Raw genomic sequence first — 23,530 nt, 5'->3', positions numbered from 1 at the left:
CTTCGTCGAGCGCAAATTACATCGGGTATGCGCTCCCGGTTTTGGTTGGGGCTCTCGCTGGCCCTGAATCTGCTGCTTCTGGGGTTGTGGTGGCAGGCCGGCCACCGCCCCCCTCCGGCCCCGCCGCCCGTGGTGGTGACGGCGACGGAGGCCCGCCCGGTCATTGTGCCGGCACGGGTGGTCACCACCAACATTTTTATCCAGACCAACACGTTCCACTGGCGGCAGGTGGAATCGGACGATTATTTTCAGTATGTTGCCAACCTGCGCGCCATTGGCTGCCCCGAAGCCACCATCCGCGACATCATCGTGGCCGATGTGAATCAGCATTACGCCCGCAAACGCGCCGCGCTGATCACCACCGAGCATGATCAATGGTGGCGGTTGGAGCCGGACCTGGAAGTGTTGAGCCGGGCGGCGTCAGCCCTGGAACTGCTGGAGCGGGAGCGGCGCCAGTTGTTGCGCGCCCTGCTGGGAGCGGATTGGGAGGCGCAGGAGCGTGCCGCCACGCCGGGGAATAAACCGGCCGGCCCCAGGTTCACCGGCCCGGTCCTCAGCCAACTGCCCGCCGCCACCATCAGCGCCATTTATGATGCCTGGGAAACCTTACAACGCCGCCTCGCCGAGCATGTCCGCCAGCAGGCCGCCGAAGGCCGCCCGCCCGATCCCCTGGTCAGCGCCCACCTCCAGCGCGAATATCGCGAACGCCTGGAGCATTTGCTCACGGCCGAGCAGCTCGAAGAATTTCTCCTGCGCAACTCCCCCCTCGCTGACCGCGCCCGCGTCATATTGCAGGGATTCGATGCCTCCCCGGAGGAATTCCGCGGCATTTTCCGCATTCTGGACCGGGCCGAGCGCCAGCTCATGTGGGCCACCGTCACCTCGCCGGAGGCCTATGAGGCGCAACGCCAGCAGTTGCAGAAACAAGCCGAGGCCGAATTGCAACGGCAACTGGGACGAGAGCGTTTCCAGGAATACAAACTCAATCAGGACCCCGTGTTTCGGGAAACCCGCCTGCTGGCCGAGGAGCTGGGGGTGCCGCCTGAGGCCACCCTGCCGCTGTACGAAATCCAAAAGGCCAGCGCCGAGGAGGAATTGGCCATTCGCAACAATCCCGCGCTAACTCCCGATGCCCGCACCGCCGCCTTGCAAACCCTGCGTGAGCAGCGCGAGGCCGCTCTGCGTGTGCTCCTAGGGGACCAACTGTACGAGTCTTACTCCAAATCCAGAGAACCCCGCCGGCCATGAGGGTTGGACATTCGGTTGCTGGTTTCGATTCCGCGCCGGAGTAAAGGAGGAAGAGACCCAGCCGGTTTCGCGCTTGAGCACGCCCATGTTTGCGCGTAGATTGGCCGCATAAATTATGGAACCCCTGCTTTACCTCCTCCTCGGCAGCGCGGTGGGATTTGCCATGGGCTGGCTGCTGGGCAGCCGCCGGGCCGCGCCGGCCGACACCGCCCTGCTTCAGGAACTTCGCCAACAACTGGCTCAGCGCGACACCGACTTGAACCATCTGCGGGCGCAGTTGCAATCTGCCGCCCAGGCACAAGCCGCCGCGGAGGCTGGAGTCAAAAACCTTGAGCGGGCCGTACTGGAGGAAAAACTACAACGCGAGCAGGCCCGGGAGGAGCTGGCGCGACTGCGCGATACCCAGGAAAAAACCGCCCGCGAATTGTCCGCCGCCCAGGCTGATTTGCGCGCCACCCGCGAGCTGCTGCAACGCCAGGAGCAGACCCACCAGCAGGCCATGGAGGAATTGCGCGCCAACCACGCCAAGGCCCTGCAAGACTTGTCCGATAAATTTAAGGCCTTGAGTTTGGAGGCGCTCAAGGCCACCCAACCCGAATTTTTACGGCTGGCAACAGAAACCTTAAAGAGCTTTCAGGAGACGGCCAAAGGGGATTTGGCCCAGCGGCAGGAGGCCATTGCCGGCCTGCTCAAACCGTTGCAGGAATCGCTGCAGCAATACCAGCAGCGCCTGCAGCAGGCCGAGACCCTGCAAAGCAAGGTGTTGGGGGAGGTCAAAGCCCAGCTTGAATCGCTCAATCAACAAAGCGCCACACTTGCCCAGGAAACCCAGCAATTCCGGCAGGTCCTAAGAAACTCCCAGGCCCGCGGCAAGTGGGGCGAGGAAACGCTGCGGCGGGTTGTCGAAGCCGCCGGCATGAGCAGCTTTTGCGACTTCGAGGTGCAAATGGGGGTGGAAGGGCAGCGTCCCGATCTGGTGATCAAACTCCCCGGCGAACGGGTCATCATTGTGGACGCCAAAGTCCCGGAACTGGACTATTGCCAGGCCATGGAGGAAGCCGATCCCCAGCGGCGCGCGGCGCGCCTCAAGGACCACGCCATCAAACTCAAACAAACCATTGTCGATCTGGCCAAGCGCAATTATCCCGGGACGATTCCGCAATCCCTGGATTATGTGGTGTTGTTTCTTCCGGCGGAGTCCCTCTTCAGCGCCGCCCTGGAAGGAGATCGCGACTTGTTGATTTATGCCGCCCAGCAGAAGATTCTCCTCGCCACGCCAGCCACGTTAATCGCCCTGCTGCGCTCCGTCTCCGTAAGCTGGCAGTACTACCAGCAAAACCAAAATGCGCAGAAAATCGCCGAAGCCGCCAAGGAATTGTACAACCGGGTCACCACATTTCTGGGGCACTTCAGGGATCTGGGCGAAGGGCTGGAAAAAGCCAACAAGGCTTTCAACGCGGCCGTGAATAGTTATCAGTACCGCCTGCGGCCCCAGGGAGAGCGCCTGCGTGAACTGGGCGTTGCGCCGTCCGAGCGGCAGTTGCGGGAACCCCGTGAAATTGAGCACGCGCTTGCAACACAATCGCTGCCGGCGCAGCCTCAGTCCTGAAGCTTCCGGCCATGCCCCAGCTCACCGCCCAACAGCAAGCCGCCGTCGCAGCCTCCGGCAACGTGCTGCTGATGGCCGGCGCCGGCACCGGCAAGACCAGCACCCTGGTGGCCCGGTGCTTGTATTGGTTGTTTGACGCGCCAACCCGCACGTCGCTGGACCGCATCCTCATGGTCACTTTTACCGAGGCGGCCGCCACGGAGATGCGGGAACGCCTGCGCCGCGCACTCTGGGAACGGAGTCAAAAAGAATCGGAGCGGGAAGCAGTGCAGCACCAACTGGCCCTGTTGGACTCCGCCCACATCCGCACCCTGCACAGCTTCAACCTGGAACTCATACGCAGTCATTTCCTGGAACTAAACATTGACCCCCAACCGGCAGTGCTCGATCCCCCCCAGGCCCGATTGCTGCAGGAGGAGGTCCTGGATGAACTCTGGGATGCCTGGCTCGCGCCAAAGGAGGAGACGCGGATGACTCAGGTGCGCCAATGGTTGAAATCTCTTGGCCCCGATGCCGAGCGACTGGCGCGGCAGTGGATTCTCGAATTGCACCGCCATTGGCGCACCCGCCCTAATGCCGAAGGCTGGCTGAACGACCAGCTAGGACTGCTGGCTAAAAGTTCGCCGGAAGATTGGATGCAAAAGCTCCCGCGCGCCTTCACGGCCTGGGCAGCAGCCTGGAAAGAATACCTCGACTTGCTGGACCAGCCGCACTATGCCGACAATGCCAAAATCTTGCCGGAGACCATCCACCATGCGAAGAGTTTTGCTCAACTGATACCCAATGGGTTTTCCACGCTGGCGGAAGTCAGCGCCTGTTTGCGAGCCATACAAAAACATGATACCACTTCCAACTGGCCCAAGAGGCAGGCCGAGGCAGGCCGGGCGCCCATTAAAAAGTTTCTCCAAGAAACCGACCTTTTGCTGGCCTACCTGCCTGATTCGGACGTGGGCGGGGCAAATCCTTTGGCGGAAGACTGGGGAATCGTCCGGCCCTGGCTGACGACGCTGCTGGAACTGCTGCGTGAGTTTGACCAGTGTTACACCACCGCCAAGCGGCAGCAGGGCGCCCTCGACTTTAATGATTTTGAGCAATTAGCGCTCCGGCTGCTTTACGACCACGGCCAGCCCTCCGCCATCGCCCAACAATGGCGGCAACGGTTTGAGTTTGTGCTGGTGGATGAATACCAGGACATCAACCCTGCCCAGGACGCCATTCTGCGTGCCCTTTCCCGCGAAGGCCGGGAGGCCAATCGCTTTCTAGTGGGCGATGTCAAACAAAGCATCTATCGCTTTCGTGAAGCCGATCCAAAAATCTTTCAAAACTACGCCAGTCAATGGGCCCAGGCCCCCCACTGCCAGGTCTTGTACTTGAATGAAAATTTCCGCAGCCGGGAGGCCATTCTGCATTTTGTGAATCAGTTTTTCGCCGGCCTGATGATCGAAAAGGTGGGCGGGGTCCAATACGATCAGCGCGTCTATCTCCAATTTGGCGCGCCGGACCACCGCCAACCCCTGAGTCGCCAGAGTGAGCCAGAGGACAGCCGCCGCGTGGAACTGAATCTGATCATGTGGGGCCAGGCGGCGGCAGAAACCGAGCCCGAAGAGAAAATGGAAGAAGCCGACGAAGCCACCGTGGAAAGCCCGGGAGGTACCGCGGCGGTGGAAGCGGATAAATTGAAAATCGAGGCCCGGCTGGTGGCCCAGAAACTGCAGCAGCTCAAGGGCCAATATGCCGTCTGGCGCCCCGAGGCAAACAAATTCTCCCCTGCCGATTGGCGGGACATGGTCGTTTTGCTCCGCGGCCCGCGTGGACGCATCCCTGCTTTTCTGCATGAGTTTAACCAGGCCGGCATTCCCTTGCGCGCGGAGGCCGACAACTTTCTGGAATCGCAGGAAGTCAAAGATTTGCTGAACCTGCTGCGGTTGCTGGACAATCCCAGGCAGGACCTCCCACTGGTGGCGGTGTTGCGCTCGCCGTTCGTGGGATTGAAGCTTGACGATCTGGCCGCCATTCGCCTGGCCAGCCGCAAAGGCTGCCTGTGGCTTGCCCTGCAACGCTGGGTGGAGCAGGGCCCCGCCGAAGCCACGGCCAATTCACCCCAGGGGCGGGTTAAATGCTTCCTCGAGCGTTACCGCCGCTGGCGGGATCTGGCCTGCCGCGGATCGTTGATCACATGCCTGGAAACCATCCTGAACGAGACCTTTTACGATGTCTGGTGCCGCAACCAGCCCGAAGGCGCCCAGCGCCACGCCAACGTGCAGCATTTTCTGCACCTCGCCCGTCACTTCGACACGCTGCAACGCCAGGGTTTGCATCGTTTCCTGCAATATGTGGAGGCGTACGCCAAGCTGGAACTGCAGGTTGAGTCCCCGCAAACCGTGCCGGACAACTGCGTGCGCTTGATGAGCATTCATCAAAGCAAGGGTTTGGAATTTCCCATCGTCGTACTGGCCTGCCTGGGCACCCGATTCAACCTCGCCCAGGAAGAAGTCCTTTGGGACGATGAATTAGGTTTGTGCCCCCGGGTTCGCGGCGCCGGCCTGCCCCCTTATCCGACTCTGGTGCGCAAACTGGCCCAAAAAAACAACCGGCCGGAACTCATTGGCGAAGAGCTGCGCCTGCTTTATGTGGCCATGACCCGCGCCCGCGATCTTCTCATCCTCACGGGCAGCACCACGCAAGCGCAATGGAACCGCTGGCAAAATAGGGCTTTCCTGCCCATCAGCGCACAAACCATCGCCAGTGCCCAAGGCCCCTTGGAATGGCTGGCGCGGTGGTGGTTTAATCACACCCCCACGGATCATCTGGACGGGGCCAGCGGCGTGAATGAGTTTCTGCGCTGGCGGATTTACCCTCCGCAGTCCCTCGCCCAGGAGCCGGCGTCCTCCCCCGCGCCCCCCTCCCCTGCTGCCTCACCCGCCCAAGATGAGGATGCCGCAGCCGCGCCACTTGAGCTTGTTCAACTGTGGACCTCCCTGGCGAATTGGAAATATCCCGCCCTGGCCGCCACGCTCGAGCCGGCCAAGACCCATGTCTCAGCCCTCCGCCATCGAGCTGCGCTGGAGCACGAGGATGTCCCTGAGGGACAGGTGCTGCGGCAGACACAACCCCCAACCCGGCACCAGGCCGCCTGGGCAGACCAAGCCCGCGGCATGAAGGCCGGCGCAGTTCACCATTTGTTTCTGGAGCGGCTGGATTTGTCTCTTCCCCCCGATCGCGAGCATTTGCAACAACAGGCCGCACAAATGATGCGAGAAGGCCTCCTTAACGAAGAAGAAATCAAACAGTTGAACTGGAGCAGTTTAATCCATTTTTGGAACTCTGACATTGGCCGCGCCATTCGTGACCAAGCCGCCCGGGTGCATCGGGAAATCCCCTTCACGGCCCGTTTTACCGCCGAGGATCTGCGCCGGACAGGCATTTCCCTCAATGACAAACTGGACAACACAGAGTTCATGGTGGTTCAGGGCATTGCGGATCTTGTCGTGGTGCTCGATGATGAGCTGTGGGTGCTGGATTATAAAACCGATCACATCACCGCCGAGGAAATCGCCGATCGCTCCGCTTTCTATGCCCTGCAAATTCAGCTCTACGGGCTGGCTTTGGGCCGCATCTTCAAGCGCCGGGTGCGCCATCTCTGGCTGCATTTTTTGCATCCGGGCATCACCGCATCCATTCCCCCCATCGGGGCGGAGACCGCCTGGAACAAAACGTCTTGATTGACGCCCGTGTTTTGGCTGCCCCGCGCCTGGCGTTTCTAAGTGCCTGCCAGCGCCCGAAGCAAAGCCCGCCAGTCCCCGTCAGCCCCTTCCTCGCGCGCCCCCAAATGCCATGTCTGCCAGCCCAGCTCCCGTGCCGGTTGAATGTCGTTATCCAGCCGGTCCCCCACCATCAGGACTGCTTCCGGCACCACATCCAGCGCCCAAAGCCGCGCCTGCAACGAACGGAAGACATGGGGATCGGGTTTGCAGAAGCCGTGCTCGAAAGACCAAAATTGCAGGCGCGGATGGAACAGCGATAAATCCAGTCCCGCCCCGGCCAGCGCCTCGCTCAATTCCGCCAACGTATAAGCCTGCGCATTCGAGGCAATGCCCATGAGCATCCCCTGGCGGTTCACCCAGCGCAGGGTTTCTGCCGCCCCGTCAGCCAGCCACACCCGATGCCAGATGCGCGCCTGAGCCACGAGGAAATCCTCGAGTTGCCGCGGCTTCAGCGCGGCCAGATCGGCGGCAGCGAGACACGCAATGCGCGGCCAGTACACCTCCGGGAACGGAATCCCCCGCACCTGGGCCTGGGCAAACTCTTCCCGCATCCATCGTTCGCACGCCAGCCCAAACTCCGCCAGGCTTAAGGGGGGTGGTTGTGAGAAAAACCGCTGCCACAGCTCTGCCCAAAGCGTTTCCACCTCCGGCGGAGGCGGCCCCACTTCGAGCAGCGTTTTGTACACGTCAAATATGATGGCCCGCGGTTTCATTACTCAGCGCCCCAAAAAAGCAGGTAAAGGTTTTGCGCTGATCATTGCCAGCGCACGTTAAGGCCATCATGGCGGCCTGCCCCCCTTCCCGCCAAATGAAAAATGAGCACCCGTTCACTTCCGCCTCCTCGCTGAGAGAATGATGGAAAATAGGGCTTTTAGCCCACGAGGCCACGCGCCGCTTCCCTCGTCAGCCCCAGCCCATCCAACGTCCGAAGTGGTACACCAGGAAGGACATCGTCCAAGCCAGGAGCCCCAAATACAACCACTGAAAGGCCGGCCATTTCCAGGAATTGGTCTCCCGCCGCACCACTGCCACCGTGCTGGCGCATTGGAGGGCATATACATAAAACACCATCAGGGTGATGCCGGTCAGCGTGGTGTAAACAGGAGTGCCGTCGGGCCGCTTTTGTTGCTGCATCACGCGGGCCAGGCTTGTCGTGGCAGCATCGTCATCCGTCCCTCCGCCCACGTTATACACCACGCTCATGGTGCTCACAAAAACCTCCCGCGCGGCAAAGGACGCCAGGATGCCGATGCCCATTTTCCAGTCAAATCCCAGCGGCTCAATCAACGGCTCAATGGCACGCCCCAAACGCCCCGCAAAACTGTGCCGCAACCGCGCCGCGCTGGCCTCCGTCTCCAAGGCATGCCATTGCGCCAACCATGGCTCCTTTTCCGGGGATGGCGTTTCCAGATAGCGTTGCCATGCCTGCTCGCGCTCCGCTTCACCGGCCCCGGCCAGATGCGGCAGGGCATGGGTCATCACCGCCACGCGTTGCCGGGCCAGTTGGGCCTCCGCCTCGGCGTTTTTGGGGTAACTGGCCAGAAACCACAACAGAATGTTAATGCCCAATATGATTGTGCCCGCCTGGGTAAGAAACAACTTCGAGCGCTCCCACATGTGGCGCAGAATGACCGTGAACACCGGCCGTTTGTAGGGCGGCAGCTCAAGGATCAGCAACGGTGTGGTGGCTTTAAGGAGGGTCTGCTTGAACACCCACGCCACGGCCAGCGCCGATACCACCCCCAATAAATATGCCCCCAGCAGGGTCAGCCCCTGCAGATTGAGCACACCCCATAACCGCTGCTCAGGAATGCATGCCGCAATGAGTACGGTGTACACCGGCAGCCGCGCCGAGCAGCTCATTAACGGCGCGATCAGAATGGTCACCAGCCGATCCTTGGGGCTTTCAATGGTACGGGTGGCCATGATGCCGGGGATCGCGCAGGCGAACGAGGACAACATCGGGATGAAGCTTTTGCCATGTAGCCCCACCTTGCTCATCAGGCTGTCCATGATGAAAGCCGCCCGCGCCATGTAGCCTGTGTCCTCCAGCAGGCAGATGAATAAAAACAGGAAGAGGATTTGCGGCAGGAACACCACCACCGCCCCCACTCCGCGAATAACCCCGTGCACCAGCAATTCATTCAACGGCCCAGGGGGCATCTGCCCCTCCACCCATCCCCCCGCCGCATCAAACAAGCCGGCAATCCAGTCCATGGGGACGCGGGCAAAGACAAAAATGCTCTGAAATAACAGGGCCATCAACCCGAAGAAAATCACCAGGCCCCAGACTCGATGCGTCACTACCCGATCCAGCCGGTCACTAAAGGTCTCCCGCGGGGCCTCCGCCTGACGCACCACCCTGCCGGCCAGCTCCGCCACCCGGGCATACCGCAACTCAATCAAACGCCCGCGCCAGTCCGGCCATATTTGTTCAAGCTGCTGGCGGGTCTGGTGCAAAAGGGGTTGGAGGGCGGTCGGGGTGGATTTTTCCCCCTCGTGGCGCTCGTCCTCGCTTAAAAACAACCAGGCTGCCGTCTCGGCGGCCACCATCCCATCCCAATCGGGCAGTTGCCGCACCGCGTCGGTCAGGGGTTGGAGGGCATCCTTTACTGGGGCCGGCAATTCAACCAGTGGGTGCCGCGGTCGCGGCGGGGCGTCGCGATGGACCCAATCCAGGATGCGTGTCCGCAGCTCCGGCACCCCCTTGCCCGTGCTGGCCACCATCGGCACCACGGGCACCCCCAGCTCCTCGGCCAGCGCCGCGGCGTCCACGTGCATCCCGTTCTGCTCAGCCACGTCCATCATGTTGAGGGCCACGATGACGGGCCGTCCCAGTTCAATCACCTGCGTGGTGTAATACAAGTGCCGCTGCAGATTCGAGGCATCCACCACCACCACGATCACGCGCGGGGGGGGCACCTCCGGCAACCGATGCAACAAAACATCCCGCGCAATGCGTTCATCCTGCGATTTGGGACTGAGGCTGTAGGTCCCCGGCAAATCCAGTAAGATGATGTCCCGGCCCGGCGGCAGGCCGCGCAATCGGCCCTCTTTGCGCTCCACGGTAACCCCCGCATAATTTCCGATCCTGGCCCGCAATCCCGTCAGGGCATTGAAAACGGTGGTTTTTCCGCAATTGGGATTGCCGGTTAAAGCCACATAAACGGGCGTAGAAGCCGCAGTTTTGGACGGTGTTGGCGCCATGGTCCCCTTCAGCCCGCGGGCGGGCTTTGCACCCGCACCTGCTCCGCCTCATGCCGGCGCAAAGTGAGATGATACCCGCGCACCTTGATTTCCACCGGATCCCCCAGGGGCGCAAAACGCACCAGCTCCACCACCGTGCCGGGCACCAAGCCCAGCTCCAGCAGCCGGGAGCGCTCCTCCTCCCCCAGGTGAATCTCCACCACCACCGCCGCCCGGCCGGGACTTAAAGAAGTCAACGGGTGAATTTGGCTCATGGCGCCGTGGGAAAAAGACGAGAAATGACTGTTGTTTATCCCGCTGTCTTGCCGGCCCCGTTCAGCGGTTTCACCAAAATCTGCTCCGCCAGCCGCTTGCTGATGCCCACCCGGGCGTTGCACACCTTGCAAATTAAATTGTTGCCCTTCAGCACCAGCCGCACCTCCTGCTCCTCAAACACCCCCATCTCCCGCAGGCGTTCCGCCACCTCGGGCGTCAGCGATAACCGCTTGATTCGCGCCGAAGTCCCCGCCAAACAGTGCGCCAAGGGACAGACGTCCGGATGCGGACAATCCTGCACCTCACGCACCACCCGTTGTGGTTTGTTGCTCACAGCACGGTCACCATAGACCAATTGAGACTGAGTATCAAGTGAACAAACAGGATATTTTTTGTCCGATTTGACCTGCGACAAAAAAATGGCGGGGTAACGGCCGCCGACCACCCGGCACCAGCCGGCAAAGCCCAACTGCCCCGGGTTAATGCCCCAGATGAGGGCATTTCCCAGCTTCAGGCCTGACGGTAGCGCATGAAAATGCGGGTTTTATCCCCGCTTCCCCCTTGTGTGATAAGCCCATATTTATGGTTTGAACCTTAGAAATAACTTTTCGGCCAGTGCCTTGGTTGGCTATATAAATCGCCATGAAAAATCAATCTGCCTTGCCGCGTCGCGCCTTTTTGCGTCAATCCGCCCTGGTTACCGGCGGCCTGCTGACCTGCCGCCCCTGGTTGCAGGGAGCAGCGGCGCCTGCGGGGGTGCCCGCCGTGCGCCTCGAGCGGCTAGCCACCGGGGCCAATGTCTGCCGCTGGTTTCGCTTCCCCGCCCGGAATACGCCGGAGCATTTTCAGAACTATATTGGGGAGGCCGAGGCGGCCTTAATGGCGCGCATGGGCTTGAAACACGTGCGGATTTGCGTGGCGCCGCGCGTGATCATGGACCAGACCACCGGCGCCATCCTCGAGGAACGCGGGGCGCAGTTGGAGGCCGCCATTCGCCGCTTTCAAAACGCCCAGTTGGCAGTGGTCGTGGACATTCACAATGAAGATCGCGCGGCGGAGCTGAATCCCGAGTGGCAGAACGCCTTCGTCAAGTTCTGGTCCGCCTTGGCCAAACGCCTGAGCAGTTTTGACCCGGACTGGACCATTCTTGAAATCATCAACGAGCCGGTCTTTGACCGGCGCGAGGAGGAATGGAATATCTTGAACGCGCGATTGGCCGAGGCCATCCGTGCCAACGCCCCCCGGCACACCATCATGACCTCCGGGCCAAACTGGGGCGGGATTGACGGCTTGAAAAAACTCAAGCTGCTGCCCGACAAAAACGTCATTTACTCCTTCCACTGCTACGACCCCTTCCCCTTCACCCACCAGGGCGCCACCTGGGCGGGCGAAGACGTCAAACCGCTGCGGCAGGTCCCCTATCCCTCCAGTCCCGAAGCGGTGGCCCCCCTGCTCCCGGCGCTGGCCGACAAACCGTCCTCCCAGCGGATGCTGGAAAACTACGGCCGCCAGCGCTGGAACAAGGAACGGCTGGCCGCGCGGTTCAAGGAAGGTATTGAGTGGGGCGCACGGAACGGCGTGCCGTTGTATTGCGGCGAATTTGGGGTCTTCCCGCCCTATGCCAAATCGGAACACCGCGCCAACTGGTTCCGTGACTTCGGCCAGGTACTTGCGGAAAACCGCATCGGCTGGGCCGTCTGGGGATGGGATGAAGGCTTCGGGCTGAATCGCCGCTGGTTGGACGGCAAGCCGGTGGTGGATACGGTTGTGGCCGAAGCCCTGGGTCTAAAGCCGGCGTAAGCCGCCGCCTGGCCCCTGGGCGGGCGTTGGGACGGCAAAGAACCCGTTGGACAGGACCTCCGGCCTGTTCCGCGCACTCCGCCAAGCCCGTTGTTCAAGGCGTTACACTGGCAACTCCCATCCTTTGCGATAGGTGCCCTTGAGGAAGCGGTCGGCCTCCGGCGCATTGGTGGCCTTCATGTTGGCAGCGTCCCAATAGATCTTCTTGCGGGAGCGCAGGGCCACCGTGCCCAGCAGCACCACCTCCGTCAGCTTGGCACCGTATTCAAAATTGGCGCTGGCCGGCTCGCCGCCCTTGCAGGCATCCAGCCAGTCCCGATGATGCCCTTTAACGCGCTTGAGCTTTTTGGGGGGGCGCTTGTACGCCTGCATGAGCGAGTCTGGCCAGATGCGCGGGTTGCCGGCCCAGCCGGGGCAGATGATGACTCCCTTGGTGCCCACAAAGTAAATGCCGTTATTGTTGGCGCCCATCTGCTCGCCTTCTTCCAGCTCATCGGGCCGTGGCGGATACAACCCGCCGTCGAACCACCGCACCACGAGGGGCGGGAACTGGCCGCGCGCCGGATATTTGTAGGTGAACATGCCGCACTCGTAGCAGGTGTAGTCATCCAGGGCGAACGCCGTGCCCTCCACGCTGGCAGGCGTGGCCAAATCCAGCGCCATGAAGGCGGGGTCCAGGTTGTGGCAGGCCATGTCGCCGATCGCCGCCGTGCCAAAATCCCAGTAGGACCGCCAGCTCACCGGCGCATAGGAATTATGGTAGGGCCGCGGCTCGCGGGGTCCCAGCCACAAATCCCAGTTCAATCCCTTGGGCACGGGGTCCTGCGTGGCCGGCCGGCCCACTTCCTTCATCCACTTGCCGGCCCCCGTCCAGGCGCAGACTTCGCGCACTTCGCCGATCGCCCCGTCCCAAATCCACTCACAAGTGGAACGGATCCCCTCATCCGAATGCCCCTGATTGCCCATTTGGGTGGCCACGCCGGTCTCGCGCGCCACCTTGGCCACCATGCGCGCCTCCCACACACTATGCGTGAGGGGCTTTTCGCAATAAACATGCTTGCCCATTTTCATGGCCAGGATGCAGACGTAGGCATGCAGATGATCCGGTGTTGCGCACAACACCGCGTCAATCGCCTTCTCCTTTTCGAGCATGACCCGGAAATCTTCGTACTCCGCGCATTTGAAATTAGGCGTCTTTTGCGCGTAATGCTTCTCAATCTCCTCCTTCACCGGTTTGCGTCCCCCGACGCCGCCATAATAAAAGCGCTTTAATTCCCAATACTCAGCCGGATCGGCAATGGCGATGATCTGCGCATCCTCCTGTTGGAAGAGGCTGCGCGCATTGGTGCGGCCCTGGCCGCCAGCCCCCACCAGGGCGATGTTCACTTTCTCACTGGGCGGTACGAAGCGCGGCCCCCCCAGGACATGGCGGGGAACGAGGGAAAAAGCGGCCGTGGCCGCAGCGGCGGCCCGCAAAAATTGGCGGCGGTTGGTTTTCATGGCAAGGGCGTCTTTTTTCATCATGGTGATTTCATTATGGGCCAAGTCCTCCGCCTGACAAGCCCTTTGCGCCATTGGCGTCTGCGGTACAAAAGAATGTTAAGTCCGGGGGTTGACATTTCAGGGCCAACCGCTATGGTAGCGCGCTTTAGGATTAACGTTTTTGTTGGGTTATTGAATAAGTAGCGATTATGCCGAATACCAAATCTGCAGAACGCCGCGTGCGCAGCAGCGCCCGGCGGCGCATCCGCAACCGCAAGGTCAAGCTGGGCCTGAAGTCCCTGCAAAAGGAATTGAATGCCTTGGTGGCCGCCGGCAAGAAGGAAGAGGCCGCAGCCGCCTATCGCAAGGTCAGCTCGGCGCTCGACAAGGCAGCCAAGAGCGGGGTCATCCCCAAGACCGCCGCCAGCCGCAAGCGCTCCCGGCTGGCCCACCGCGTCAACGCGGTCAAGTAATTATTCCGGCGGTTCAAGATGCACTTTCTGGGCGGCCCTGGCGGGCCGCCTTTTATTTGCACTCTGCCCCGTTTGCCGCACTCCGCCGGGAGTGACTTCCTGCTTTTCGCCGGCGCAGCGGCGGGGTAGATTGCCGGCATGAAAGTTCGCGTGCGTTTTGCGCCAAGTCCCACGGGGTACCTGCACATCGGGGGTGCCCGCACCGCGTTATTCAACTGGCTGTTTGCGCGGCATCACGGCGGCAAATTTATCCTGCGCATCGAGGACACCGATGCGGCCCGCAACACGGAGGAGGCGGTCAAGGTCATCCTGGACGGGTTGCACTGGCTGGGGCTGGACTGGGATGAAGGGCCATTGACGCCGGAGGCCACCGGCCCTTACCGCGGCGACTATGGGCCGTATTTCCAAAGTCAGCGGCGCGAGCTGTACATGGACCGCGTACAGGATCTGCTGCGCGCCGGCCATGCCTATGAGAAGGACGGGGCCATCAAATTCAAGATGAGCCGCGAGCCGATCATCATTGAGGATTTGGTGGTGGGGGAAATCAAGCGACAGCTCACCGATCGTGAAGAGCTGGACCCGGATTTTGTGATTGTCCGCTCCGACGGCCAGCCGGTGTTTCACCTGGTCAACGTGGTGGACGACATTGACATGCAAATCACCCACGTCATCCGGGGCGAAGACCATATCAGCAACACCTCCAAGCATCTGGCGTTGTTTCGGGCCTTTGGAGTCACGCCGCCCAAGTACGCCCATATCCCGCTGATTCTCAACCAGGACGGCTCAAAGATGAGCAAGCGGGACAAAGGCGCTTCGCTCACCACCTACCAAGCCGAGGGCTTTGCCCCCGAGGCCGTGGTGAACTACCTGTGCCTGCTGGGGTGGTCCCCCAAGGACAACCGCGAGATCATGAGCCGCGAGGAATTAATTGAGCGGTTTGATCTGCCGCAGGTCCTGCGCCACAATGCGCGGTTTGATTACCAGAAATTGGTGTGGATGAACGGCGAATACATCACCCGCATGGCTCCGGACCGCTATTACGAGCTGGCCGTCCATGCCCTGGCTCATGCCGGCATTGACACCAACCGTTATCCCCTGCCCTACGTCAAGGCGGCGCTGGATACCTGCAAGGAAAAGATCGATTTGTTTGCGGAGCTGCCTGCCTTTGCCGGCTTTTATTTCACCGAGGAACTGACCTACGAGGCCGAGGCGGCGCAAAAGGAATTCACCCCGGAAAACCGGCCGCGCCTGCAGAAGCTGCGGGAGGCCTTTGCCGCCTTGCCCAGCTTTGACGCCGCCACGCTGGAGGCCACGTTGAAGAAACTGGCCGCCGAGCTGGGCGTGAAGGCCGGCGTGCTGGTGCATCCCACCCGCCTGGCCTGCACCGGCCGCACCGCCGGGCCAAGCCTATATCACCTGCTGGAAGTGCTGGGCAAGGAGCGGGTGTTGCAGCGGCTGGACCGCGCCCTGGCGAAAATGAACTGAGCGGATGGCGCTCAGGCCTTACCCGCGCGGTTGGGATATTTGGGCCGCTTCACCGGCGTAGGCGGATTCTTTTTGAGGGCCTTGAGCAGCTCCTCGACGGCCCGCTCCAGTTGGGGATCACCCCCCTGGGCCATACGGGCTGGATCATCCACCACTTCAGTGTCCGGATCCACCCCATAGCCCTCGATAATCCATTCGCCTTTGAGATTGTAGATGCCGAAGGTGGGAGCGGTCACGCTCCCATTGTCCACCAGCGCCGGCGTGCCCGTCATGCCAATCAGGCCGCCCCAGGTGCGCATACCAATCAACGGCCCCAGGCCCGCTTGTTTGAAATAATAAGGGAAACAATCGCCCCCGGAGCCGCTCCACCCGTTGATGAGCATGGCCTTCGGCCCGGTGTGCGCCACCGGCGGCCAAGGCCAGTCCAAACCATCGCGCACGCCCCAATAATTTTCCCGCTTCCGGGATAAAAGCTCGATGAAGCGATCGGGAATCTGCCCGCCGCTGTTGAACCGTTCATCAATGATCAGGGCATCCTTGGTTATTTGGGCGCGGAACTGGCGCACCAGCTCGGTCTGGCCATTGACACCGGTGTCGGGCACATACACGTAACCAATGCGCCCCTGGCTCAGGCGCTCCACCTTCAGGCGATTTTCATTGATCCACGCCAAATGCCGCAGCCGGGCCTCGCTGGCCAGGGTGTGCACCAAGACCTCCCGCGCTCCCTGCATGTCCGGGCGTTCATTGACAGTCAACAGCACCGGCTTGTCAGCCAGCCCCTGAAAGGCCGCCCAAGGATCTTGTTGCGGGTCCAGCGGCTGCCCGTTGACGGCCAGCAGGTAATCCCCCTCCTGCACATTGGTGAGGCCCGGGCGCAGCAAGGGCGAAGTAACCTCGGTGTCCCAAGGGGCGGCCCGAATGATTTTCTTGATGCGATAGGTCCCGTTTTCAAAACTGAAGTCGCAGCCCAAATATCCCACCCCGCGCTCGGGCGTGCGTGGCACATCGCCCCCGCTGCGATAGGTGTGCGAGGCGTTCAATTCGGCAATCAATTCGCCGATAACAAAATTCACATCCCAGCGGGTGACGCAGTCCTCCAGCATTTTCCCATAGCGCTCGCGCATGGCCTTCCAGTCCACGCCGTGGAGGTTGGGATCGTAGAAATAATCGCGTTCGATGCGCCAGGCATCCGTGAAGATTTGCCGCCACTCGGCCGGGGGATCAATCAGCGCCTCGAAACCCGCGGTGTCCACCTTCTTGTTCAAATTCTGATTTTCCTTGGGCTCAATGACCGCATAAGTGCGGTCCTTGCGCACCAGCAGTTTTTCACGGCCTGCTGCAAGCTGGAGGTCGTCGGCATCATCCAGGATCCGCCGGGTTTCCCGTTTTTCCAAATCATAAAACTCGATCGGGGAGGCCGTGGCATCCGAGCCGGTGCGCGGCAACACACGATAAATCAACTTGCCGGCCACGGCACACAAATCCCCGTAACGCCCGGCTTTGGGTGGCAGGAGCACCATGCGCTCTTCAAACCCCTCCAGGTCAATGTGGACCGGCTTGGGTTTCTTGTCGGAGGGTTTGGCCGCCGGCTTCTCGGCAGCCGGTTTTTCCTCCGCCTTTTCGGGTGCTTTGGCGGTTTCCGGCTTGGGGTTTTCCTCCTTGGTTTCCTCTTTTTTCATCGGCTCGTCGTCATTGCGGGGAGCCAGGGGCGAGGGCACATCCCGGCGCAAGGGGACGGCGGCCAGCCGCCAGGTGTTGGCGTAAATCCAGGAATTATCCAGCTCGCTGTAACTGGGGGTAAACTGCCGGCCGGTGCGCAGGAAAAGGTATTTGCCGTCCGGATCAAAAACCGGCTCGCGATCGTCATAGAAACCGGCGGTAACTTCGTGCCGTTGCTGCTTCTCCGTGTCGTACAAAACTATGCAGCTCTGGCGGTTGTCCTTGTCCGCATCATAAGCCAGCCAACGGCTGTCCGGTGACCAGCTCACCGAAAAAGCGTGCAAGGCGCCGTGGTAACGCCACTTCTGCCGGTCAATCATGCGGGTCTGTTTTTGGGCTAAATCGTGGAGCCAGATTTTCATGGCCTGATCAATCCAGACGATTTTCTGGCTGTCCGGCGACCACTGCGGCCGGTAGCGGTATCCGGGCCCCAAAGAGGTCAAGGTTTGTTCCTCTCCACTGCCATCGGGCGCCCGAAGGGTCAGCTCATACTCGCCTGTGCGATCACTGAAGTACGCCACCCAGCGGCCATCGGGCGACCAGGCCGGGTAGCGCTCGGCCACGCCGGAGCTGCGGGTCAGATTGCGCACCACCCCGTTTTCCGCCGGCGCGCTGAACAAATCACCGCGCGCCTCGAAAATGACCCGCTTGCCCGCGGGCGAAACGGCGGCGTTGTGAATGTAACCGGAAACATTTTCCAGCCGCGGCTTGAGCGTGCTGCGGTCGGTGACGACTTGAATCTTCACCTCCTGATATTTCTCGGTGGCCAGGTCCAACAAATACAGCCTGCCGCCACACTCGAAGACGATGTCCGCGGGGCCCAGGCTGGGAAACTTGACATCAAAATCCTGAAAGGCGGTCAGTTGGCGGAAGCGTTCTTTTTTGGTGTCGTACGCCCACAGGTTGTCGCGGCCGTGGGGATCACGATTGGAGAGAAAATAAATCGTGTCCCCCCGCCACATGGGCAGCGAGTCGTTGGCCTCATGACGGGTAAGGTTGCGGGCGGTGTTTTTCTCCAGATCAAAAAGCCAGATGTCAGGATTCATGCCGCCGCGGTAACGTTTCCACGTGCGAAAATCCACACTTATGGGGGTGTAGGCCAGGACCTTGCCATCGGGTGACAGGGCGCCAAATTCGCCATAGGGCACCGGCAACTTTTCCGGCAGACCGCCGGTGACCGGGATGCGATAAAGCTGATTAAACCGGTCCTTGTAACTGGTCATCATGGTGGCATAAAGGAGGGAGCGGCCATCCGGATACCAATCGATCACGCGGTCCGCGGCGCCGTGATGGGTGAGCCGCCGGGGCAATCCGCCGGTCACCGGGACCACGTAAATATCCGTGTTGCCATCGTAATTGGCGCTGAAGGCAATTTGGGTGCCGTCCGGCGAAAACTTGGGAAACATCTCCTCGCCGGGGGGCGAGCTGAGCTTGATGGCGAGGCCACCCGACTTGGGCGCCAGCCAGATATCCCCGGCATAAACAAACACAATCTGGGTGGCGGAAACATCTGCATACCGCATCAAACCGGCGTGAATGGCGCCGGGCGCCGGGGGCGGCTCAGCGCCAGACGATGGGGCAGCCCATTTGCCCAAGGCTAAATGAGTGAGGCAGAAGCAAAGCGTGAATTTGAAAACGGACGCGGCAAGCGACTTCATGCCCGGGAGGTTAACCCACCTGACTCCCCACAGCAAGTTAAGGGATGCGGGTGACTCCGGCGCACTCCTGCAATACCGCATCGAAGCATGGATTTGCCCGGCGCTTATAGGCTTGAAAGCGCCCCTTGCCCGGACGAAACAACGGTCAGCCCCCCTGGCGTGAGGGGGTTGCAAGGGAGTGCGGTTCACTCCTCCACCAGCCGGCGGGGCAGCAAAACAAAGAAGGTCGTGCCCTGCTCCTCTTCCGAGGTAAAGCCCACGGTGCCCTTGAGATAACGCTCGGTAATCAACTTGACGCTATACGTGCCCAGACCCCGGCCGTCGCCCTTGGTGGTAAAGGAGCGATGGAACATTTGCAACTGCACCGATTGCGGCATCACGCCGGGGTTGTTGACGGCGAAGCGAATCCGCTCCCCCTCGGCGGTGCAGGACACCGTCACCGTGCCTCCCGGGGGACATGCCTCGAGGGCATTTTTGATGAGATTACCCAACACCCGCCGCAGCAGGGTGGGATCGGTCAACAGGGCCACCGCCACCGGGCATGGCCCGATTTGCAACTGCCGGCCGGTGGCGACTGGATGCCGCGCAAAGAGTTTCACCAAATGATTTAACAACAGCAGGGCGTTAACCGGCTCGGGATGAGCGGTCAATTCGTTGTTTTCCGCCGCCATCAGGTCCTTCTGGCTGAGGATTTGCTCCACGGCATCCTGGCAGGCGCTCTCGGCCAGTTCCAAATCCTCCTGTAAATCCTCCGAAGCCATCTCGCGCAACTGCTCCATCAAAGAGGCGAGACTGCCCACTGAATTGAGCAGATCGTGAAAGAAAATGCGCTCCATGGCGCGCCGGCGTTTTTGATGGCTGATGTCAGTGATGCAAAAGAGGCTGAACGTCTGACCGTTGTGTTGCAAGGGCGAGGCATACACCAGCAAATCCAGCGCCTGCGGCTGACCCTGCACCAGCCGCAACATCCGGCACTCCTGCAAATCATGATAACCCGCCAGGCTGGCCAGGGCCGCCTTTACCGCGCCACATTCAGCACAAAAACGACTGGTGCCGCAGCCGCTGTCATGAGCGTCGGAATGGACGCAACCAAAAGCCTCCCCCGGCCGCAGGCCGATGATGTCGGCCGCCGTCCGCCCATCAAGATAATGCTTGACGTTGTCAGAGGCGAAAACGATCTGCCGCTGGGCATTGAGAATGAACACACAGTTCAGCACCGAGTTGAGCACCTGCGGCGTCAAGGGCAGGCTTTCAATCTCCGCGGCCTGCTGGCGAATGATGTCAATGGGCACGCGCTCGGCGGGCGCAAACTCGGTGAGAGGAATATGGGCGGTGCTCATAGGCACTAATACCTTACGCAAAAAGGCCGCGCTTGGCAAATGCTACGCGCGGGCGCGGCGGGCCGGCCGCCAACCGGCTGGCGCCGGCTTATTCCTCTATGGCCTCGCGGCCGGCGTAACCGGCATCCAGCTCATGCCAGAATTGAATGTCCTCCTCGTCCATCTCCCAGCAGAGAAAAATTTCCCGGTCGCCTCGCAAGGAGGGAAAATCGACCAGGCCGCGCTGAACATCCTTGATCAAGATTTGGCGGCGCTCAAACTCCGCCAGCAGCTCGGTGCATTTCAAATTCAGATGGAGCCACGCATGCACCTGCGGCCCGCCCAAGTCCCCACCCCAGCGATGCATTTGAAGCAGTTGCTGATCCACCTTCCGGAGCGCCTCGCCGGTGTTCTGCAAATCCTTGAGCCACTCACGCACCTGCGGCAGCAACGCCCGGGCCTCGTCCAGCGTGTAGTGTTTGGTGAATCGGTAGCTCATGGTGGGGACGGAGGCCTGCGAGTTTAGGAGTGAGGAGCAGCCTCTAGCTTTTTTTTGATCTCCTCATTAGGCTCAATCTCGAGCGCTTTTTGCCATTCGGCCCGCGCCTTGTCCCAGAGTTTAAGCGCGGCGTAGATGTCCCCCAGGTGATCGTGCAAGGTGGCGTCCGGCTTTTCGCTCAAAGCAATGGCCTGCTCCACTAAGGAGCGCGCCCGCTCCAAGTCGCCCAGTTTGAAATAAATCCATCCCATGCTGTCGAGGAAGGCGGCATTTTTGGGCTCCAGCTTCAAGGCGCGTTCCAACAGCTCGCGGGCCTCCTGCAAATGGATGCCCTGCTCCGCCCACATATAGCCCAGGTAATTGAGCGCCTCCGCAAAGTCAGGCTCCAGGGCGATGGCTTTTTTGAAATAGGTGGCGGCCTCCTCAAAACGTTTCAAGCGCTCGCACGCCACCCCCACTTGAAAATAGAAACCCGCGTTGAGCCGCTCGGGATCCGTGGCTCCAGCCATCACTTCGGCCGCCGTGTAAGCCTTGAGCGCGCTGGCAAAATCCTCCTTCCGCGCGTGGGCCAGGCCGGTGAAGTACTCCAAAGTAAAACTGGCTGGAAACCGCTTGCGGGCCAGGTCCAGGACTTCAAAGGCTTCGGCCACCTTGTTGGTGCTCAAAAAAGCGCCCACCGCCTCATAGTAGGCCGGCTCGTTGTCCGGGTTGAGGCGGATGGCCTGCCGCAGCCATTCTCCCGCTTGCGCAAATTGGCGCTCCTGAAATGCCAACTGCCCGAGGATGTACCAGACTTGAGCATTGCGCGGATGGTCTTTTAAGAAGGCCTCCAACTGGCTCATGGCCTGCCGGCGCTGGCCGCCTTTCAAATACAGATCAGCCAGCTTGGCCCGCAGGCCGTCGCGGACGGGCGGCGCTTCAGCAAAAACCTCCAACAGCTCCACGTACATGGCCAGGGCGGTTTGTGTGTCGCCGGCCGCCTCATACATTTCCGCCAGCTTTACGCGGTACACGGGATTGTCGGCCAGGGCGTTGCGCGAGCGGCCCAACACCTGAAGGATTTGATTGGTGGGAATTTGTTGGGCTGCCGGGCAGTTGCGATTGTACACCAGCATCAACTCGGCCAAATCCACATCATAAACGGCATCCACTTTCTGGCGGGCGGCCGTCTCCAAATAAGGACGGGCCTTTTCGGGCTGCTTTTGCTCCAGATAATACGTCACGAGGGTACGGCAGGCCAGAAAGTTGGTGGGGGCCAGTTGCCAGGCGCGTTGACTGGCTGCCAGGGCTTCATTGGTGCGGCCGGTTTGGGCGCTCAACCATCCCAGATGGCCGAGGATCAGACTGGAGGCATTGGTGCGGGCCGCGCATTTTTGCAGCAGGTCCAGCGCCTGCTCGACCTGCCGCGCCTGCAACAAGCGCATGGCCACCTCCAAAACCAGCGGTTCATTGCCGGGGTCCTGGCGTGCAGCCTCCAGATACTCGCTCAAGGCCTGGGGCAGATTGCCCTGGGCTTCGGCGGCAACCCCGGCCGCATATCGCGCCAGCACCTCCGCCCGGCTTTCCACCTCGGCGGCCTTGGCCGCTTCCGTGCGGGCATGGGAAACAGCGTTGGTGCGGGAAACTGGTTTGGCAGGCGTTTTGGCGGGCGGTTTGGCGGCCGGCTTGGGAGTGGGCTTGGGGGCGGGCCGCGAATAGGGCAGCAGAGGGGGACTGTCCGGCCAGCGGGCGCAGCCAGCCACCAGCAAGGCGGCGAGCATCAAGGTTGCCCGCCGTATCCAAGAGGTGTTGCACATATCAAGTCATGCCAGCAGTCCGTAAAACGACAACGTTCACCCGCCGCCACAGGCCGCGGGTGAACGGTTGCCAGGTGCACGGCGGCACCGAAACGTTTACTTCTGCCAGGTGCGCTTCTTGTGACGATGCGCCCGGAGCTTCTTGCGCCGCTTATGCTTGTTGATCTTCGCTTTCCGACGTTTCTTTAATGAACCCATAACAATGCTTGTGCTTCCATTGGCGCCCCGGCCCGCGCTGTCATTCCAGTGGGGACAGCGGCGGAGCGGCGCCCATTGGTTGAAGTTTGGCTTAATAGACCACTTTGTTCAAGGGATATTCAATAATCCCCTCCGCCCCGGCCGCCTTCAATTCCGGGATCAACTGCCGCACCACATGCTCGTCAATGATCGTTTCCACCGCCACCCAGCCGGGCTGGCTGAGCTGCGAAATGGTGGGATTGCGCAGCGCGGGCAGCCGCTCCAGCACGCCCGGCAGGCGGGATTGCTCGATGTTGAGCTTCAACCCCACCTTGGCCTCGGCATCCAGCGCGCCCCGGAGCAGCAGAGCCAGGATTTCAATCTTGCGCCGCTTCCAGGGATCTTTCCACGCCTGATGATTGGCGATGAGCCGGGGCGTCGAGGACAACAGCGTATCCACAATGCGCAGCTTGTTGGCCCGCAACGAGGAGCCGGTCTCCGTGATGTCCACAATCGCGTCCACCATCTCGTGCGCCTTCACCTCCGTGGCCCCCCAGGAAAACTCCACCTCGGCCTTCACGCCGTGCTTGCGCAGGTATTTCTTGGTGATGTTCACCACCTCGGTGGCGATGCGCTTGCCCTCCAGGTCCTTGACCGACTGAATGGGCGAATCTTCCGGCACGCACAACACCCAGCGCGCCGCCTGGCGGGTGGCCTTGGAGAACAAAAATTCGCCCACCTCGTGCACGTCACTACCATTTTCTACAATCCAGTCGTAGCCGGTGATGCCGCAGTCCAGATGCCCATGATCCACATAACGGCTGATTTCCTGCGCCCGGATGAGCCGGATTTCCAGCTCCGGATCGTCCACATACGGCACGTATGAACGGCTGCTCAAGGTGATGTTCCAGCCCGCCTTGGCCATTTTCTCCAAGGTGGCATCCTGCAGGCTGCCCTTGGGCAGCCCCAACCGCAATTTGCGCGGTGTTTCCGTGTTGTCTTGCTTGGCTTTCGCTTTCATGTGCGATGATCAGGCGTG

The 23,530-nt window shown here is 61.1% G+C and carries 17 protein-coding genes; 6 read left to right on the top strand and 11 right to left on the bottom strand.

Annotation, left to right across the window (positions count from 1 at the left end; all coding sequences use genetic code 11):
- Positions 1-27 precede the first annotated feature (27 nt).
- The 3 genes from N3J91_02125 to N3J91_02115 all read left to right on the top strand — a co-directional run bounded on the left by N3J91_02125 (position 28) and on the right by N3J91_02115 (position 6,579).
- On the top strand, positions 28-1,248 hold the full coding sequence (locus N3J91_02125; GenBank protein ID MCX8155244.1) for a hypothetical protein: 1,221 nt from the start codon (positions 28-30) through the stop codon (positions 1,246-1,248).
- 115 nt (positions 1,249-1,363) lie between these two features.
- Positions 1,364-2,857, top strand: a complete 1,494-nt coding sequence (rmuC, locus tag N3J91_02120) for a DNA recombination protein RmuC (GenBank protein ID MCX8155243.1) — start codon at positions 1,364-1,366, stop codon at positions 2,855-2,857.
- Positions 2,858-2,868: 11 nt separating this feature from the next.
- Positions 2,869-6,579 carry a UvrD-helicase domain-containing protein gene (locus tag N3J91_02115; protein MCX8155242.1) on the top strand — a complete coding sequence of 1,237 codons (3,711 nt, stop codon included), beginning with the start codon at positions 2,869-2,871 and terminating at the stop codon, positions 6,577-6,579.
- A gap of 38 nt (positions 6,580-6,617) precedes the next feature.
- Here N3J91_02115 and N3J91_02110 read toward each other — a convergent pair whose 3' ends face one another.
- The 4 genes from N3J91_02110 to N3J91_02095 form a co-directional block, all read right to left on the bottom strand.
- Positions 6,618-7,334: an HAD family hydrolase gene (locus tag N3J91_02110; GenBank protein ID MCX8155241.1), complete on the bottom strand. Its 717-nt coding sequence runs from the start codon at positions 7,332-7,334 to the stop codon at positions 6,618-6,620.
- Between the two features lie 190 nt (positions 7,335-7,524).
- Positions 7,525-9,828, bottom strand: coding sequence for a ferrous iron transport protein B (gene feoB / locus N3J91_02105; protein ID MCX8155240.1), 2,304 nt, complete (start codon positions 9,826-9,828; stop codon positions 7,525-7,527).
- 8 nt (positions 9,829-9,836) lie between these two features.
- Entirely contained in the window at positions 9,837-10,082 is a 246-nt protein-coding gene (locus N3J91_02100; protein MCX8155239.1) for a ferrous iron transport protein A, read from the bottom strand.
- A 35-nt stretch (positions 10,083-10,117) separates the two neighbouring features.
- On the bottom strand, positions 10,118-10,417 hold the full coding sequence (locus tag N3J91_02095; protein ID MCX8155238.1) for a ferrous iron transport protein A: 300 nt from the start codon (positions 10,415-10,417) through the stop codon (positions 10,118-10,120).
- A gap of 308 nt (positions 10,418-10,725) precedes the next feature.
- Between N3J91_02095 and N3J91_02090 the strand changes: the two genes are divergently transcribed.
- Positions 10,726-11,883: a glycoside hydrolase family 5 protein gene (locus N3J91_02090; GenBank protein ID MCX8155237.1), complete on the top strand. Its 1,158-nt coding sequence runs from the start codon at positions 10,726-10,728 to the stop codon at positions 11,881-11,883.
- Positions 11,884-11,985: 102 nt separating this feature from the next.
- On the opposite strand, the gene N3J91_02085 is transcribed toward N3J91_02090, so the two are convergent.
- A complete protein-coding gene (locus N3J91_02085) occupies positions 11,986-13,407 on the bottom strand; it encodes a Gfo/Idh/MocA family oxidoreductase (GenBank protein ID MCX8155236.1) in 1,422 nt (473 codons plus the stop codon).
- A 167-nt stretch (positions 13,408-13,574) separates the two neighbouring features.
- On the opposite strand from N3J91_02085, the gene rpsT reads away from it, so the two are divergent.
- Positions 13,575-13,838 carry a 30S ribosomal protein S20 gene (gene rpsT / locus N3J91_02080; protein ID MCX8155235.1) on the top strand — a complete coding sequence of 88 codons (264 nt, stop codon included), beginning with the start codon at positions 13,575-13,577 and terminating at the stop codon, positions 13,836-13,838.
- Between the two features lie 138 nt (positions 13,839-13,976).
- Positions 13,977-15,323 carry a glutamate--tRNA ligase gene (gene gltX / locus N3J91_02075; protein MCX8155234.1) on the top strand — a complete coding sequence of 449 codons (1,347 nt, stop codon included), beginning with the start codon at positions 13,977-13,979 and terminating at the stop codon, positions 15,321-15,323.
- A gap of 11 nt (positions 15,324-15,334) precedes the next feature.
- Here gltX and N3J91_02070 read toward each other — a convergent pair whose 3' ends face one another.
- The 6 genes from N3J91_02070 to hisG form a co-directional block, all read right to left on the bottom strand.
- Positions 15,335-18,565 carry a PDZ domain-containing protein gene (locus tag N3J91_02070; protein ID MCX8155233.1) on the bottom strand — a complete coding sequence of 1,077 codons (3,231 nt, stop codon included), beginning with the start codon at positions 18,563-18,565 and terminating at the stop codon, positions 15,335-15,337.
- Positions 18,566-18,885: 320 nt separating this feature from the next.
- Positions 18,886-20,040 carry an ATP-binding protein gene (locus N3J91_02065; protein MCX8155232.1) on the bottom strand — a complete coding sequence of 385 codons (1,155 nt, stop codon included), beginning with the start codon at positions 20,038-20,040 and terminating at the stop codon, positions 18,886-18,888.
- 88 nt (positions 20,041-20,128) lie between these two features.
- The gene (locus N3J91_02060; GenBank protein ID MCX8155231.1) at positions 20,129-20,518 is read right to left on the bottom strand and encodes a DUF2203 domain-containing protein; all 390 of its coding nucleotides are present in this window, start codon (positions 20,516-20,518) and stop codon (positions 20,129-20,131) included.
- A gap of 23 nt (positions 20,519-20,541) precedes the next feature.
- Positions 20,542-22,314 carry a tetratricopeptide repeat protein gene (locus N3J91_02055; protein ID MCX8155230.1) on the bottom strand — a complete coding sequence of 591 codons (1,773 nt, stop codon included), beginning with the start codon at positions 22,312-22,314 and terminating at the stop codon, positions 20,542-20,544.
- 96 nt (positions 22,315-22,410) lie between these two features.
- Positions 22,411-22,512, bottom strand: a complete 102-nt coding sequence (locus N3J91_02050; protein ID MCX8155229.1) for an AURKAIP1/COX24 domain-containing protein — start codon at positions 22,510-22,512, stop codon at positions 22,411-22,413.
- 91 nt (positions 22,513-22,603) lie between these two features.
- Complete coding sequence (gene hisG / locus N3J91_02045; GenBank protein MCX8155228.1) at positions 22,604-23,512, bottom strand: ATP phosphoribosyltransferase; 909 nt, start codon at positions 23,510-23,512, stop codon at positions 22,604-22,606.
- Positions 23,513-23,530: the final 18 nt, after the last annotated feature.

The sequence above is a fragment of the Verrucomicrobiia bacterium genome (assembly GCA_026414565.1).
In the GTDB taxonomy this organism is placed as follows: domain Bacteria; phylum Verrucomicrobiota; class Verrucomicrobiia; order Limisphaerales; family Fontisphaeraceae; genus Fontisphaera.
The sequence above is the reverse complement of the archived record's forward strand: the minus strand, read 5'-3'. Positions and strand labels throughout refer to the sequence as shown.

Excerpts from the sequence above, each read along its gene's own strand:
- gltX (MCX8155234.1), top strand. The coding sequence starts at position 13,977 with ATGAAAGTTCGCGTGCGTTTTGCGCCAAGTCCCACGGGGTACCTGCAC.
- rpsT (MCX8155235.1), top strand. The coding sequence starts at position 13,575 with ATGCCGAATACCAAATCTGCAGAACGCCGCGTGCGCAGCAGCGCCCGG.
- N3J91_02065 (MCX8155232.1), bottom strand. The coding sequence starts at position 20,040 with ATGAGCACCGCCCATATTCCTCTCACCGAGTTTGCGCCCGCCGAGCGC.
- feoB (MCX8155240.1), bottom strand. The coding sequence starts at position 9,828 with ATGGCGCCAACACCGTCCAAAACTGCGGCTTCTACGCCCGTTTATGTG.
- N3J91_02070 (MCX8155233.1), bottom strand. The coding sequence starts at position 18,565 with ATGCGGTATGCAGATGTTTCCGCCACCCAGATTGTGTTTGTTTATGCC.
- N3J91_02115 (MCX8155242.1), top strand. The coding sequence starts at position 2,869 with ATGCCCCAGCTCACCGCCCAACAGCAAGCCGCCGTCGCAGCCTCCGGC.
- N3J91_02110 (MCX8155241.1), bottom strand. The coding sequence starts at position 7,334 with ATGAAACCGCGGGCCATCATATTTGACGTGTACAAAACGCTGCTCGAA.
- N3J91_02050 (MCX8155229.1), bottom strand. The coding sequence starts at position 22,512 with ATGGGTTCATTAAAGAAACGTCGGAAAGCGAAGATCAACAAGCATAAG.
- N3J91_02125 (MCX8155244.1), top strand. The coding sequence starts at position 28 with ATGCGCTCCCGGTTTTGGTTGGGGCTCTCGCTGGCCCTGAATCTGCTG.
- N3J91_02055 (MCX8155230.1), bottom strand. The coding sequence starts at position 22,314 with ATGTGCAACACCTCTTGGATACGGCGGGCAACCTTGATGCTCGCCGCC.
- N3J91_02060 (MCX8155231.1), bottom strand. The coding sequence starts at position 20,518 with ATGAGCTACCGATTCACCAAACACTACACGCTGGACGAGGCCCGGGCG.
- hisG (MCX8155228.1), bottom strand. The coding sequence starts at position 23,512 with ATGAAAGCGAAAGCCAAGCAAGACAACACGGAAACACCGCGCAAATTG.
- N3J91_02100 (MCX8155239.1), bottom strand. The coding sequence starts at position 10,082 with ATGAGCCAAATTCACCCGTTGACTTCTTTAAGTCCCGGCCGGGCGGCG.
- N3J91_02085 (MCX8155236.1), bottom strand. The coding sequence starts at position 13,407 with ATGATGAAAAAAGACGCCCTTGCCATGAAAACCAACCGCCGCCAATTT.
- N3J91_02090 (MCX8155237.1), top strand. The coding sequence starts at position 10,726 with ATGAAAAATCAATCTGCCTTGCCGCGTCGCGCCTTTTTGCGTCAATCC.
- rmuC (MCX8155243.1), top strand. The coding sequence starts at position 1,364 with ATGGAACCCCTGCTTTACCTCCTCCTCGGCAGCGCGGTGGGATTTGCC.